Source organism: Ruegeria sp. AN6, from assembly GCF_056540425.1.
Map to the genome: position 1 here is coordinate 85,071 of NZ_JBQFWR010000014.1, position 14,180 is coordinate 99,250.

Genomic DNA, 14,180 nt, shown 5'->3' on the forward strand with positions numbered 1-14,180 from the left:
AGCCGCTCAAACGAGCGGCTTTTTCTTTTTCAGCTCTTGACGAATTTGCCCACCAGATCAGGCAGATATGCCTCAACTGCAGCGGTGGCGACAACATGAAGCGTGCCGGCCCCGGCGTCCTCGACATCCAGCCCGCCTTTAACGGCACGGACCGAAGCGCGCCCCCGCGGAAGATCAGATGCAACAAGATCACAATCAACCGCCTCGGGCCGCTGCACTCCAATCGTGACCTCAACGCGCATCTCTTCGTGGCTGATGCCCAGCTTAGAGAACAATGTGATTGACGAGTGGTGCAGTGCGTCCTGAACAGCGCGGCGCGCGGCCTTGGTATAGTCTTGACCATAGAGGTCATTGCCGGCTCCCATCTCCAGAATGATGCGTTTCTCGGTCATTGCGCGGGCTCCATGTCAAAAGACACAATGATCGCCGCATTGGCGATCACCGTGCGGCCCTCGATGTGGGGCTTTTCAATATCCAAGCCGCCTTGCGTTACCGTGATATTCGGTTGGCCGTATGGAAATATAGCTTTCAGCGCTTCAGTATCTACTTGGTCTGGTTGTTGGACGCCAATCTCGGCATCAATAATCATGGCTTCTTTCGGAAACCCGAACAGCTCTGCCATGTTCACCGAGTTATGCCAGAGTGCATCTTTGACGGCGCGCAACGCCGCCTCGGTATAGTCCTCACGCCGCAACGACGTGCCCATTCCGAATTCTACCAGAACTCGTGTTTTTGCCATTTCTTGTTCCCGTCAGATCAGCACATCCGTGCGGTCAAACAAAAAAGGCGTCCCGCATGAGACGCCTTTGATGCAATTGGTTCACACCGGCTCAGATCGACTCGTCGATCCAGCTTTGCAATGCCGCTTTGGGTGCAGCGCCCGCACGGTTTGAAACGACCTGCCCATCTTTGAAGATGAACAGCGCCGGGATGCCGCGTACGCCCATGGCAGCAGCCGCGTTCGGGTTGCTGTCAACGTCCACTTTGGCGATCTTCACCTTGCCGCCATATTCACTGGCCAGCTCTTCCAGGGCGGGGCCGATCTGCTTACAGGGGCCGCACCACTCGGCCCAGAAATCCACCACAACGGGGATATCGGAATTCTTGACTTCGGCGTCAAAGGTATCGTCGGTTACGGCAACGGTCGACATGTCTGTCTCCTGAATGGGAATGCTTGGGCTGAGAACGTAGGTGCCGTTCGGGAGGAGGTCAAGATATAGCGCTACGCCTCAGGGCCTCTGTCACTATATCGTGTGGCAGCCACATGAGATGTGCCGTGCGGGTCCAAAGTATTGCGGTGTGGATCTGGTGCTTGGGAAATATTTGCGACAGGGCATTTGCATAGGCCCCCATCTGGCGCAACAACCCCTCGGGGCAGGTTTCAGGGCTGTTCGGAACAGTCGCATTTGATTTGAAATCAATCACTTGAACTTCTGTATCGGTAACGATCAATCGGTCGATCACCCCATGCATTCGAGCGCCGTTCAAATCGGCGGTGACCGGGACCTCGGCCAGTGCATCCGGTGCAAATACCGGTTTCAGATGATCCGCGGCCAGGACGGCCTCAGCTTCGTTCAGCAACTCCTGGCGTTCCACATCCTGCATATCGGCCAACAGTCGTGTGCAAAGATGCGACCATTGCTCCTGAACAACAGCGGGTAGATGTTCCAGCAATAGGTGCAGCCGCGTTCCACGGAGTTTCGCCGCCTCTTCATCCTTCCTGGCATCTCCGGGCAAAGCCTTGGGACCCCCCAGATCGGAAGGGCTTAATGTTTCTACCGGCGTTGGTGCTGGCGGCGCTGGCTGATCGAAATATTCCGGCAGGTTTTGTTCGATGTTCTGGACGCTATCATGCTCAACAACAGGCAATGCGTCCCAGTCTCCATGCGCCAGCCGGAGTGTCTGGGAACCAGGTATCAGAGTGGCCCCTGCACGCGCCATCGCGGCCTCGACCAATTGATACCAGCTGCTGCCATCTTTACCCACATCTCCGGCTGCTGCGACTATCAACCACTTTTCTGCTCGTGTTAGAGCCACATACAGAAGACGCAGCCGTTCATTCTCCTCGCGTCTTCGAGCTTCTTCACGCGCCGTAGCAATCAGCGCGGGTGAGGTATCAGAGGGCACTTTCCACAAGGGAGTATCCCCTGCCATCATGATCTCGGCATCGCGCGGCGGCTGCCGTTTGCCAGTGTCCGGCAAAATCACGATCGGTGCTTCCAGCCCTTTCGAGCCATGAACGGTCATCACTCGGATCATGTTGCCAACACCGCTCATCTGGCGCTTGATCTCAAGGTCATCGGTTTGCATCCAGACTAGAAAGCCGGTGAGGCTGGGAATATCCGTCCGTTCATAGGCCAGCGCCTGTGACAGTAGTGCGTTGATACCGTCCTCGGCCTCGGCCCCTAGCCGACCCAGCAGTTTGCGACGCCCGTCATGACGCGTCAGAATACGCTCGATCAGGTCATAAGGGCGCAGAAAGTCGGTCTGCCCACGCAGATCGTTCAGAACGGCCAGCGTATCCGGGAATTCTTCGGCCCGATTGCGCAGCGCGGCCCAAAGATAGGGTTCTTCCCTGCGATGGGCCAGATCGAACAATTGCTGTTCGGACCAGCCGAACAAAGGGGACTTAAGGACCGTGGCCAGTGACAAGCTGTCCTCGGGTGTGGCCAGAAAACTTAGCAACGCGGCGAGATCCTTGACCGCCAGCTCCGCGCCCACTTTTAAGCGGTCAGCGCCCGCAATGGGCAGATCAGCAGCTTTGCAGGCACGAATGATCTCGGCAAATAGGTCCGAACGGCGCTGGACCAGAATCAGAAAGTCGCCGGGCTGGACCTTGCGGCGAATATAGGTGCCTTGAGTTTCTCCATCGTCGGGAATTGTCGCGCCGCCATCGATCATGTTTCGGATCGACCGGGCCACCTGCTCTGCCAGAATAACCGTATGATGCCGTGCGCCAGGTCGGTCGACCGGGTCGGTCCAATCGGTATCCTTCTCCTCCTCGACCTTTTCGACCACAGGCCACAGGTCAACACGACCGGGTAGATCGGCCTTGAAGGCACGGTGCAGCGAGTCTTTGTGGAACCCGGCCTCGGCGCGGTTTTCGAACAGGATATCGACCAGTCCTAGGATCGCACTGGATGAACGGAACGAATATTCTAGCGTTGAATCACACAGTTTAGAGCCTGATTCTTGCAGCTTTCGCCCAAATTCGGCCTGCATCCGGTCAAAGGCCTGCGGGTCGGCGCCCTGAAAGGAATAGATCGATTGCTTCTTGTCTCCGACTACAAAGATCGTGCGCTCAACCCCGGATCGGGCCCCTTCCCCGCTGGTGAATTCCTGCGCCAGTTTCTCGATCACATCCCACTGATCTGGACTGGTGTCCTGCGCCTCGTCCACCAGAATGTGGTCGATACCACCGTCCAGCCGATACAGCACCCATTCCGCCACCGCCGGGTCATTTAACACCTGCCGAGCGCGCAGGATCAGATCATCAAAATCCAGCCAACCCCGCAGCTGTTTTCGCCGCTCGTATTCAGGCAGGAAAGCTGCAGAAAAGCGATGTAAAACATGGGTTTTCTGAGCAGCAATCAACGCCAGCCTCTGTTCCCGCGCGGCCTCTACCCGCAACATGAGGGCCTCAATCTGGGGCATCCGGTCGGCCAACACCCCTTCGCGTAGCGCCTTGGTGGGGAAACTGTTGACCTTGGCCGTAAACGGTTCTTTTGCGGCCTTGCCTGTAAGCAATACGCTTTCCAGCACCGCGAGGTCGCTCAGCCGCGCATCGACAAAGCCCATAAGCTTGTCAGCAGCTTTGGCGTTGTTTCCGCCGCTCTCTTTCAGGGCAGGTAAGATGGACTGGATCAGGTCGACTTCTCCACCCAGAAATACGCTTTGCAGCAAGGCTTGTTCATCAAATCCTTGTGGCAGATCAAAACGTTGCAATAAGTCCGGCCAGTGCAGAACTTCCTCAAACTGGTTTCGCCTCTGCGCGACGGCGGTGGTTAGTTTGTCAAAGCCGGTATCTGTCACAAAACGGGCCACATCCTCGACCAGTGCGGCCTGATGACCTTCGGCAAAATCCTCAATAATCTCTTCGCGCAGCAGGGCGGCGGCCCGATCTTCCATTTCGGCGAACTGCGGGCTGACCCCAGCCTCAAGCGGGAAGCGTCGAAGCAAAGAGGCGCAGAAGGAGTGGATCGTTTGGATCTTCAAGCCGCCAGGTGTTTCGATGGCGCGGGCAAACAAGGTGCGCGCCTGTGCCAAACGGTTGGGGTCGATCACACCCAGAACACCGAGTTCTACCAGTTCTTCCTGAAGGGCGCTGTTGCCCAGCATCGCCCATTTGCCAAGACGCTTGAACAACCGGTTCTGCATCTCACTTGCAGCGGCCTTGGTATAGGTCAGGCACAGGATATGCTGCGGCTGCACGCCATCCAGCAACAGCCGCGCCACCCGGTCGGTCAGCACCCGGGTCTTGCCCGAGCCCGCATTCGCCGCCAGCCAGGTCGACGCGTCTGGGCGCGCGGCCTGAACCTGTCGTTCTGTTGCGTCGTTGCGGGCGCTCATGTCAGGTCCTCCGGGGCGGTTTCTGCCGACCGATCCCACTCTCCGAACCGGGCGAGATGATCATAATCTCCGACATCTGTGTCCTTGTGCAGCATTCGGCGTGACGAAAACCCCTGATCAGGCTCTAAATAGGCAGAAATGAGCTCTTTTAGTTCGGCCAGCACCTTGTCGGTCGGCTCTTTCTGCAAGGGCGCGAGTACCTCTTTATAGGTGCCGCCCATACCGATGAAAATCGCCTGCGCAACGGGAAGCGGATCGAATCCTTCGATACCGCCTTGCTCGGCCATTGCGGCTTCGATCAGCAGTTGTTTGTCGAATTTCGCCTGCTGGCTTTCCGTTGGCGGGGTGCCGGTTTTGTAGTCGATGATCCGCAAAGTCCCTTGCCCGCTTCGATCGATCCGATCGGCGCGTCCGGCAATGGTGAAGTCCAACGGGGCCAGCGCTAGACGCAATCCAACTTCAAAGGCCACCGGCCCACCATCGGTGCGGCGGTGAATCTCGGCGGATAGAAAACTGTCGGTGATCCGCTCTAGCCGTGCCAACCACAGCTTTCGCGCTGTTGGCCATGCAACGTGTTGCAGCAGCAGGGCTTCGGCCCGTTTCAGGAAGTTTTCACGGCTCAGCAACGCCGGATCCAGAACACTGTCGCGCACGAACTGTTCCAGTACCTCGTGGATGACGATGCCACGTAACAGAGCGTCCGGGGCCTGCACTAACGGGTCCAGAGGCTTCAGGCGCAAAACATGTCGGGCGTAGATGGCGTAGGGATCGCGGATCAGACGCTTGATCTCGGTCACCGATAACCGTCGCGGACGTGCTGCGACGGGTGGACGTGGTGACGGTCGGTGAGCCGCAGCAATTCGGGGCGCTTGTTCCAGAGTTTCTGCCCAATCCAGCCAATTTTGGCCACGCGCGCGCATTGCCGCCAAAGCATCGGTTCCACCTTGTTCAGGTAAGCCCTGCAAAAGGTTGGTCATGCGGTTCAGCCAGCGAGAGGGTACGGTTTCCGCGTCATCCGAGCGGGCCGCGCGGGTCAGAACCACCTCCGGTGCACCTATGGCTTGTTGGAAGTCATGCGCGGATAAACCGATCCGGCGCTCGGGCAGCAAAAGCCCCGCTTCGTTGCGCATCTGTCGGTTCAACCAGGGATCGGGTGCCGCAGACTCAGGCCAGCTGCCTTCGTTCAGGCCGCCCAGTATCAAAAGATCTGCGCCCTGTACGCGCGCTTCAAGTGTGCCCCAGATCATCAGATGCGGGTGGGGCGCATCGCGGTCGCGAACCTCCTCACCCGCCAATAACGCGCCCAGAAGGTCAGCGAAATCATGGGCGGTCATCGCGCCACCGTGGTGTGCCTCGCCCTCCAGTGCCGCCATTACCGCAAGCGCCTTTTGGCCGGCATTCTTGTCCCACAATGTACCCGGTTCACCGCTGGCACCCGCCGAGATTGTTTCGGCCAGTGTGCGAAGTTGCGCGACCCAGTCTGACAGCGGTTGCTCCTGTGGCCGGTATTGATCGCAGAACGCATCGATCACCCAGCGAACCCAGTCCTCGGGCGCTTCGTTGCGAATGGCAAAGGCTGTCAGGCTCACACTGTCGGGAAAGGGCGGGCCATGGCGGCGCAGGTCGAGTTCCAGATCGCGGGTGTGCAGCAGATGGGCGCCCCGGTCGCCGCCATCATGGCAAAGTGGATGCTTGAGCAGTGTCAGCAATGCCTCACCATCCAGACGGCGCGCGAACAACCCAGCGACATGGCGCAGAAACCGCCCGGGCGGAGACAATTGTAGCGGCAGGCCCGCGCTGTCGTCGGGCAGGATTTTCCACCGGTCCAACGCGGCGCTGACCTGACGTGTCAACATCCGGTCAGGCGTTATGAGCGCGGCGGTTTGCCCGGTCTCGGCGGCCTGACGAAGGCGCAGCGCAATGGCTAAAGCCTCAGCCCGAGGAGAAGACGCTTCGATCAGCGTGACATCCTTAGTTGCACCATTCAGATCAGCTAGGTGAGGACCCTCGGTCATCCAGGCGTCAGTCACCGGGGCAGGGCGCAAGGCAAGTGAGATCAGCTTGTTACGCGCAGGTGAGGGCGCCTGATCCGGGGTCCAAGGCTGAATCTGATCGGGACCAAGCCCAAGCCCGAGCATTAGTTTGCGGAATCGATATTGCGGATGATCCTCGGAGGTCAGGGCGTCATCCAGATTTTGCCAGACATGCTCGGGCTGATCGAAATCATAGCCTGGCAACACCAGCGCCCCTTGCGGCAGGCGTGCGACGGCCTGCATCAGCATTAAGGTGGTTCCGCGTGACCCTGTAGAGCCCGCCAATATGACCGGATGTGCAGGCGGCGAGATCTGCCAGCGCGCGATCAGGTTTTCGACCACGCGGCGTTGCCGGGCCTGCGCGTCAAGCGTATCTGCGCCAGACTCCATGAACTGATCTGCGATGCCGATAAAGGCTTGTGCCCGGGCCCAATGACCGGACATGTCGCTGACATCCAGTTGCCTGATCGCCTCGGGTAAGACGCCTTCGCCCTGCATCTCGTCAATCAGCGCGGCAAGGCTGTCGGACAGATCAAAAAGCGAAGACCGCGCGGCCAGATCGGGTTGTTGATCCAGCAATTTGGCAATCAGCTGCGTCAATTCCAGCCTGCGACGTAAGGGTGGAATTGCGGGCGGGATCTGAGCGAGATCCGCGCTTTCGCCCAGGTCGGTGACCAAAGACAACCGCGGGAGTAAGCAGGGCGGTCCTTGATCAAAAAGATCACGTACCCTGCGTGCCATGCGGCGGGTGTTGATCACCAGTTGAACCCGCGCCAGAGCATCCGGCGGCCGACCATCAAACCGTTGACGCAAGCCGTCTACCAACACCTTCGGGAAATCCGCGCCCGGAGGCACGGCGAACACCCGGGGCAGGGCGCTGGGCTCAAACATCGGCAATCAGCCCCTCGGCCAGATCAATACCTTCGGGATGCCCCACATCGCACCATCGACCGGGGTAGGACAGCGCAAATAGGCGATTATGCTGCAGCATCTGATCCCACAACACGTTCAAGGAAAAAACGTCCTCATGGATGTCATGCAGCCCATTGGTTTTGATTATCTGAGCCCCGCCATATATCAGACCTGCGCCTCGGGTGATCCGCCCGGTGCTGTCCTGAGTAAAATCACCCGGACCGGCATGACCAAGGGCCTGTCCGATCGGAATGCACATTAGAAGCGCATCCATTTCATCTGGATCCCAGTGGTCCCTGAGCAATTTCAGCGGGTTTGGTCCGGCCCAGATCGCATCGCTATTCAAGGTGAAGACCGGCTCGGGACCAAGCAGCGGCAACGCTGCGCGCAACCCGCCACCGGTGTCCAGAATGCGCGGCTCTTCGAGCGACAGCGCCACGTCGTGGCCCGCCAGATGATCGGCAATCTGGTCGGCGCGATAATGCAGGTTGGCGACAACACGTAATGGTCTCAGCGCATCGACCAAATCCAACGCATGGTCGATCAAAGGTCGCCCGGAGACCTTGATCAATGGCTTTGGTCGGTCTTTGGTCAAGGCCCCCATACGGGTGCCGAAACCGGCAGCAAACAGCATTGCAGCTTGGGGCGTAGCGGTCATTGCGACCTCAGCTTTGCAAGGTTCTCCGGGCTTGGTTCGGGCAGGGCGCTGCGCAAAAGACCCGCCACGGGAACCAGCGCCGGATGCTCCAGATCGCGCATCAAATGGGCCCAGGCAGCGGGGATCAGGTCTACGTAATGTGGTTTACCATAATCTATTGCCAGCCGCGCAAATCCACCCAGAATACGCAGGTTGCGCTGTGCGCCCAGAACCGCATAAGCGGTACGGAAATCGTGCCCGTCAACACCGGTTGCAGTGATATAACGGTCGATCATCCGCATCTCGATGCCAACAGGTACAGTCCGGCGCACATCCTGCAGCAGCGACATCAAATCATAGGCCGGGTGCCCTAACATCGCGCTTTGGAAATCCAGCAGTCCTACGCGCGCCAGGCCGTCTCGATCAGGCAGCCAGATCAGATTCTCTGCGTGATAATCGCGTTGTACAACAACCCGTGTCCCGCCGGTTTCGCGGTGCAGGATATCGGCAAAGCGAAGCTCGAACCGCGCGCGCGCCTCTTCATCATGTGACCCTTGAATGCCTTGAGCGTATTTGGTGAAAGAAAGCGCCGCAAGCTCAGTCATCAGAGCAGGATCATAGCTGTCGAGCGAAAGAGTGTGGGCCGCGTGAAGATGGACCAGAACATCGGTTGCCACGTCATACAGGGTGCGTTCAAGCGTTGGATCGTCTCGCAAGACGCGGGCAAACAGAGCGTCGCCCAAATCTTCGAGCAGCAGAAATCCGAATTCGCTGTCCTCTGCATAAATTTCTGGTGCACTCAGCCCGATTGAACGCAAATACTCCGACATGCGCACGAAAGGTTCGACCGACTCACCTTTGTCGGGTGGGGCGTCCATTAGAACCGCTGTGCGGCCAGTGGCGGGATCGGTCAAGCGCTCGTACCGGCGGTTCGAGGCATCGCCGGCCAAGGGTGCATGTTGCGCACCGCTCCATGGGGTCTGCGCGATCAATGCTTCTGCCAAAATGGCCCGGTTTGTCATTGGGTCCTCTTTAGTTTGGCGTTCCATTTCGGGTCCGACCATGTGAGTGAAACATGCCGAGTGTCCTGATCATCGGGGTCGGTTGAGAAGCGAACATGCAAGGCCGATTGTGGGGTCAACGGACCCAGTTTTTCGGGCCACTCGATCAGGCAGATGCTGCTGTCAAACGCGTCGACCAGTCCCAACTCTTCAATCTCTTCCACGGATGCAAGCCGATAGAGATCAGAGTGCCAAATGTCCCCGATCCGCGTCTCATAGACCTGAACCAGAGTGTAAGTTGGTGAGGGTACATCCTCAGGCTTCATCAGCGTCGACTGGATCAGAGCGCGTGCGAAATGGGTTTTGCCGCTGCCGATCGAACCTTCAAGCAGGATGGTGTCGCCCGGTTGCAATGCACCCCCCAATCGGGTGGCGATTTCCGCAGTGTCCTGAGGGGATTCGAGAGTCAATTTCAGCGGCGCATTCATGGCGCCACAATGAACCTACGTCGGGTTGGCCGCAACCGGTTCAGGCGCTGATTTTTTGCTGCTGCGCGATGTTTTCAACGGCACTGTCTGAGGTGAAGCGAACGATGGTTGCCCCGTTTTGCATGGGACTGACTGTGCAGGTCATTGTACTACCCGACTTTAGGGTCAGTTCGCCTGACCATTCGGCCCGGTTCTCGCGCGTGGTTACAAATTCCCGGATCTCGCCAAGGATTGGAGTGGCGGCGCAATGTTCCTGCCACTGGCGGGTGATTTCAAGAACTGTAGTAGGCTCAAACCCGACCTCGCCGCTGTCACCCCACATCAACTGGTAGGCATAGTTCGTCGTTGCCAGCGTCCCGTCATCCGAAAAGACAGCGATCGCATCAGCAAGCTTGTCCAGAATGGACTGCATCAAATCCATCTCAGCACGGAACCTGCGCGTCAACGTAATTTCGGCGGTGATATCTTCGAACAGAAAGGCCACAGCACCGTCCGGGTGCGGTCGTCCACTGACGGAATAGACCGAGCCTGAAGGTAATGACCACGTTTCCTGGTAGTTCCCATCCTGGGCCGCCTCCAGCAGATCATTCATCTGACGCCGCCAGCTTCGGTAGTTTTTGGGCTCTGGCATCATATGCTGATCGCGCAACCGGTCAAAAAAGCTGGACAGACTTGGGCGAAGGCTCAGAAAATCCGGCGGCAGTGAGGTCAGATCAATCAGTGCAGGATTAAACAAAGCCAACTGGCTGTTACGGTCAAAAATAGCCAGGCCAATTGAAAGTTGGGCAAAGGTTTTGGTCATTGTCTGAACGAATTTGCGCTGTACGGATTCCGCCTCAACAATCGCGTTGATATCGACGGCATAACACAACTGACCCTGGTCTTGGGCAACACGGGTCAGATCAAACCACAATCTGGATTCACTGTCATTGATCTGAACCGAGACACGGGATCTCCGGCCCAGTTGCGCCTCGTCTGAAAGCATTGGAAAAACCGGTTTGGTCAAATCCGCATCCGGCCCCGAGATTTTCCGAGCCAGAGAAACATATGCCGCGTTACACCAACGCACCGTGTTGCATTCGCCCGACAGCCATACCGGGTAAGGTGCTTGATCCATCGCTAAACGGGTCGGGTCATTCGGGTCGGCGCGCTTTTCCGATACAGCGCCCTTCAGATCGCGCAACTGGACGCGGATCACTCCATCTATCCATTCACATGGGACTTCGCGGTCAACTGTGCAATCAATTGCGGATACAACCAGATGGCCCCGAGCCCGAACGAGTTCGGGTGTTTCCGGGAAAGAGGGATAGTCACGCTGAAGCAGCCTGTGCAGATCGGACCAGTTGGTGACGGACTCATATCCGGCCAATGCGATATCAGAGTGGCTGATCAACCTGTCCCCATCGAAAAGGAAAACCACATCAAATAGCGATCCGGGCGACGACAGCCCGTAATCTACAAACGATTTCTGGTGCCGAGGCAACAACCACAATATGGCAAAACAGGCCGATACCATGCTGATAGCGGCCAGAATGATCCAGTCGACCATTATTGAACGCCCCTGTCAAAACAACCCGAGCCTGTATGAAGGGCAATAGTTAACGGGATCTTAACTTAGATCTGGAAGGGTTGGTTTGCGCCCGAGGGGACTGGCGTGTCGCCTGTTTGCGCATCAATCAGTTTGCGCGGCCAGATTACCTTGACGATTGCCCCTTTGCGTTCCTGCTGATCTGTCAAAGTTTGATACGGGTCTGCGCCATTAGCAAAGTAAAGCTCGGCGCCACTGCGCTCGAGCAGGGTTTTGGCAATGAACAATCCAAGCCCCATGCCTTCATATTCGGGCCGGCTGCTGCGGTCGGCCCGGCGGCGGCGCATGAACGGATCGCCAATTCGTCCGATAATGTGTGAGGGATATCCGCGACCGTCATCCATTATCGAAACACTGATCTGATCCGAGGTCCATTCAGCCTCGATCCAGACATTTGCCCGTGCAAAATCCACAGCATTCTGGATTAAATTGCGCAATCCGTGAATGATCTCGGGCTTGCGCAGAATTGAGGGTTGCTGAACATCGCCATCGGCTACCGGCTTCTCTTCGAAATGCACTTGCTTGCCCCGGTTGATATGCGGTTCTGCAGATTCGTGGATCACCGTCGACAAAGGGGCCTGCCGGAGGTGAAGGTCATCTTTTCCGGCCCGTCCCATGTCACGCAATATATCGCGGCAACGGTCGGCCTGCTCACGGATCAAAGCCGCGTCTTCTTTCAGTTCGGGGCGATCGTCCAGCTCTTCGATCAACTCTGAACTGGCCAGCTTGATCGTGGCCAAAGGTGTCCCCAACTCATGCGCAGCGGCTGCGACGACGCCGCCAAGATCGGTGAGCTTTTGCTCGCGCGCCAGTGCCATATGCGTGGCCGACAGCGCCTCGGACATCGACTGCACTTCTGAGCTGATACGATGGGAATAGGCGCCGATGAATATAATGGCGATGATGATTGCGGCCCAGTTTCCGAACAACAATATGTCAGGGATATCCAAAACAAGGCCCAGATTGGTACGCAGCGGCAGGTGAAACTGTGCCAGCAATGTTGTCAGGATCACCGCAACGCTGCCGATGATCAGGGTTGAACGCGTGCTCATCACATTGGCTGAAATCGTCACCGGCCCGATCAACAGTAGCGCAAAAGGATTGTTCAGCCCGCCAGTCAAATAGAGCAGTATCGACAGTTGCAGCAGATCGAACAGCACCATCAGAAAGTTCTCGAACTCGGACAGGCGCTTGTTTTCGGGGAACAACAGGATCGCTGTCAGATTGCCCATGACGGAAACGCCAATGGCAAAGTAACACAGGCCAAGCTCGAGCTGCACATTATAGTATTGTTGCGCGACTGTGATTGCCGTGAACTGTCCAATGATGGCCACCCATCGCAACAGGATCAGTGTCCGCAACCTGATCCAGGTGCTGCGTTCTTGCCCGCGCCAAAGGCTGGTGTTGGAATCCGTCATCTGTCGATTATGTCCTATTGCGTCGGCCCACAACGTTGATAGGAGTGCCGACCGAACCGATCAACAACCTTCGTCTCAGGATAGCCGTCATGCTCCGTCTTTATGCCATACTCGCAACTGTTGTACTGGCCGTTGGTCTGGGTGCAATGTGGCTGCTGACACGCGGCGGTTCGGATGACAAGTTTGCCCAGTGCCGTTCAAGCCAGATCGCAGGTGGCAGTGCTGCGATCGGTGGACCGTTCGAGTTGGTCAACAGCAATGGTAAAACGGTGACTGACGTGGATGTGATCACCGAACCAACGTTGATCTATTTCGGATATACGTTCTGCCCCGATGTCTGCCCTTTCGACATGTCCCGCAATGCCGAAGCGGTTGACCTGCTTGCCGAACGCGGCCAGTCGGTGACGCCCTTGTTTATTTCAATTGACCCTGACCGCGATACGCCCGAAGTATTGGATGATTACGCGTTCAACCTGCATGAACGTATGATCGCCCTGACTGGCTCAGCCGAACAGGTCAAAGCCGCGAGCAAGGCCTACAAAACCTACTACAAAGCGCATGACAAAAGCGATGAGTACTACTTGGTCGATCACTCGACTTTCACATACCTGGTCACGCCCGAGGACGGTTTCCTTGAATTCTTCAAGCGTGATGATACCGCCGAACAGATGGCGGACAAGGTTGGTTGTTTCCTTGACAAGATTTAACGCGCAACAGTCGGTTTGACCTTTGGAATGGCGCTGCTATTACTCATGTTAAAGCCAAAAAGCGTGAAATAGCGGAAAGACCCACATATGGCAGACAGTTCCCAGCTTGAAATCGGCCCCGATAAATCGCTGCTTCTGGTAGATGATGACGAGCCGTTTCTGAGACGTCTGGCCAAGGCCATGGAAAAACGTGGATTCGAGGTTGAGACCGCAGGCTCTGTCGCAGCGGGCCGCGCCATATCGACCGCACGACCACCCGCATATGCTGTGGTTGATCTGCGGCTTGAGGATGGCAACGGGCTTGATGTGGTCGAAGTTCTGCGTGAAAAGCGCCCGGACAGCCGGGTTGTGGTTCTGACCGGGTACGGAGCCATCGCCACTGCAGTCGCAGCGGTCAAGATTGGCGCAACCGATTATCTGTCCAAACCCGCCGACGCGACTGATATCACCAACGCATTGTTGGCAAAGGGTGACGAAATGCCCCCGCCGCCGGAAAACCCCATGAGTGCCGACCGTGTTCGATGGGAACATATTCAGCGTGTGTATGAGCTGTGTGATCGCAATGTCTCGGAAACAGCGCGTCGCCTGAACATGCACCGCAGGACGTTGCAGCGGATTTTGGCGAAGCGCAGCCCACGATAGGTTATCTCATAGGTAAATTTGCAAATCCTGAGGTATATCGCAGAGCAACTGCGTTTCTCAGAAGCTCCAGGTGTCTTTCAGTAGTTGAAACCAACTAGGCTCCAGACTCATTGATTTACAGCCAGAACAGCACGGTAGCTGCTAGAGCGATAGCCGAGAGGAATACCTTTGGGCATCTGTCATAT

At 57.2% G+C, this 14,180-nt stretch carries 12 protein-coding genes; 2 read left to right on the top strand and 10 right to left on the bottom strand.

Annotated features, from left to right (window positions below; all coding sequences use genetic code 11):
- Nucleotides 1–29 precede the first annotated feature (29 nt).
- The 10 genes from ACR0MQ_RS18565 to regB form a co-directional block, all read right to left on the bottom strand.
- The gene (locus ACR0MQ_RS18565; RefSeq protein WP_170773554.1) at nt 30–392 is read right to left on the bottom strand and encodes a Lin0512 family protein; all 363 of its coding nucleotides are present in this window, start codon (nt 390–392) and stop codon (nt 30–32) included.
- The gene (locus ACR0MQ_RS18570; RefSeq protein ID WP_170773552.1) at nt 389–739 is read right to left on the bottom strand and encodes a Lin0512 family protein; all 351 of its coding nucleotides are present in this window, start codon (nt 737–739) and stop codon (nt 389–391) included. Before ACR0MQ_RS18570 ends, ACR0MQ_RS18565 begins: the two co-directional genes overlap by 4 nt.
- A gap of 91 nt (nt 740–830) precedes the next feature.
- Nucleotides 831–1,151 carry a thioredoxin gene (gene trxA, locus ACR0MQ_RS18575; RefSeq protein ID WP_010442999.1) on the bottom strand — a complete coding sequence of 107 codons (321 nt, stop codon included), beginning with the start codon at nt 1,149–1,151 and terminating at the stop codon, nt 831–833.
- Nucleotides 1,152–1,209: 58 nt separating this feature from the next.
- Nucleotides 1,210–4,569 carry a double-strand break repair helicase AddA gene (addA, locus tag ACR0MQ_RS18580; RefSeq protein WP_480610042.1) on the bottom strand — a complete coding sequence of 1,120 codons (3,360 nt, stop codon included), beginning with the start codon at nt 4,567–4,569 and terminating at the stop codon, nt 1,210–1,212.
- Nucleotides 4,566–7,493 (bottom strand): double-strand break repair protein AddB, encoded by a 2,928-nt coding sequence (gene addB, locus ACR0MQ_RS18585; protein ID WP_480610044.1) that lies wholly within the window; start codon nt 7,491–7,493, stop codon nt 4,566–4,568. The genes addA and addB overlap by 4 nt, the downstream gene beginning before the upstream one ends.
- Nucleotides 7,486–8,172: a nucleotidyltransferase family protein gene (locus tag ACR0MQ_RS18590; RefSeq protein WP_170773546.1), complete on the bottom strand. Its 687-nt coding sequence runs from the start codon at nt 8,170–8,172 to the stop codon at nt 7,486–7,488. Before ACR0MQ_RS18590 ends, addB begins: the two co-directional genes overlap by 8 nt.
- On the bottom strand, nt 8,169–9,173 hold the full coding sequence (locus tag ACR0MQ_RS18595) for a phosphotransferase (protein WP_170773544.1): 1,005 nt from the start codon (nt 9,171–9,173) through the stop codon (nt 8,169–8,171). The genes ACR0MQ_RS18590 and ACR0MQ_RS18595 overlap by 4 nt, the downstream gene beginning before the upstream one ends.
- The gene (tsaE, locus tag ACR0MQ_RS18600) at nt 9,170–9,640 is read right to left on the bottom strand and encodes a tRNA (adenosine(37)-N6)-threonylcarbamoyltransferase complex ATPase subunit type 1 TsaE (protein ID WP_170773542.1); all 471 of its coding nucleotides are present in this window, start codon (nt 9,638–9,640) and stop codon (nt 9,170–9,172) included. The genes ACR0MQ_RS18595 and tsaE overlap by 4 nt, the downstream gene beginning before the upstream one ends.
- Nucleotides 9,641–9,680: 40 nt before the next feature.
- A complete protein-coding gene (locus ACR0MQ_RS18605) occupies nt 9,681–11,189 on the bottom strand; it encodes a PAS-domain containing protein (RefSeq protein ID WP_170773531.1) in 1,509 nt (502 codons plus the stop codon).
- Nucleotides 11,190–11,254: 65 nt separating this feature from the next.
- Nucleotides 11,255–12,646 carry a sensor histidine kinase RegB gene (gene regB, locus ACR0MQ_RS18610; protein ID WP_170471155.1) on the bottom strand — a complete coding sequence of 464 codons (1,392 nt, stop codon included), beginning with the start codon at nt 12,644–12,646 and terminating at the stop codon, nt 11,255–11,257.
- Between the two features lie 89 nt (nt 12,647–12,735).
- Here regB and ACR0MQ_RS18615 point away from each other — a divergent pair, with 89 nt between their 5' ends.
- Nucleotides 12,736–13,353: an SCO family protein gene (locus tag ACR0MQ_RS18615; protein WP_480610047.1), complete on the top strand. Its 618-nt coding sequence runs from the start codon at nt 12,736–12,738 to the stop codon at nt 13,351–13,353.
- An 87-nt stretch (nt 13,354–13,440) separates the two neighbouring features.
- The gene (locus tag ACR0MQ_RS18620) at nt 13,441–13,995 is read left to right on the top strand and encodes an ActR/PrrA/RegA family redox response regulator transcription factor (RefSeq protein ID WP_010443008.1); all 555 of its coding nucleotides are present in this window, start codon (nt 13,441–13,443) and stop codon (nt 13,993–13,995) included.
- The last annotated feature ends 185 nt before the right edge of the window (nt 13,996–14,180 follow it).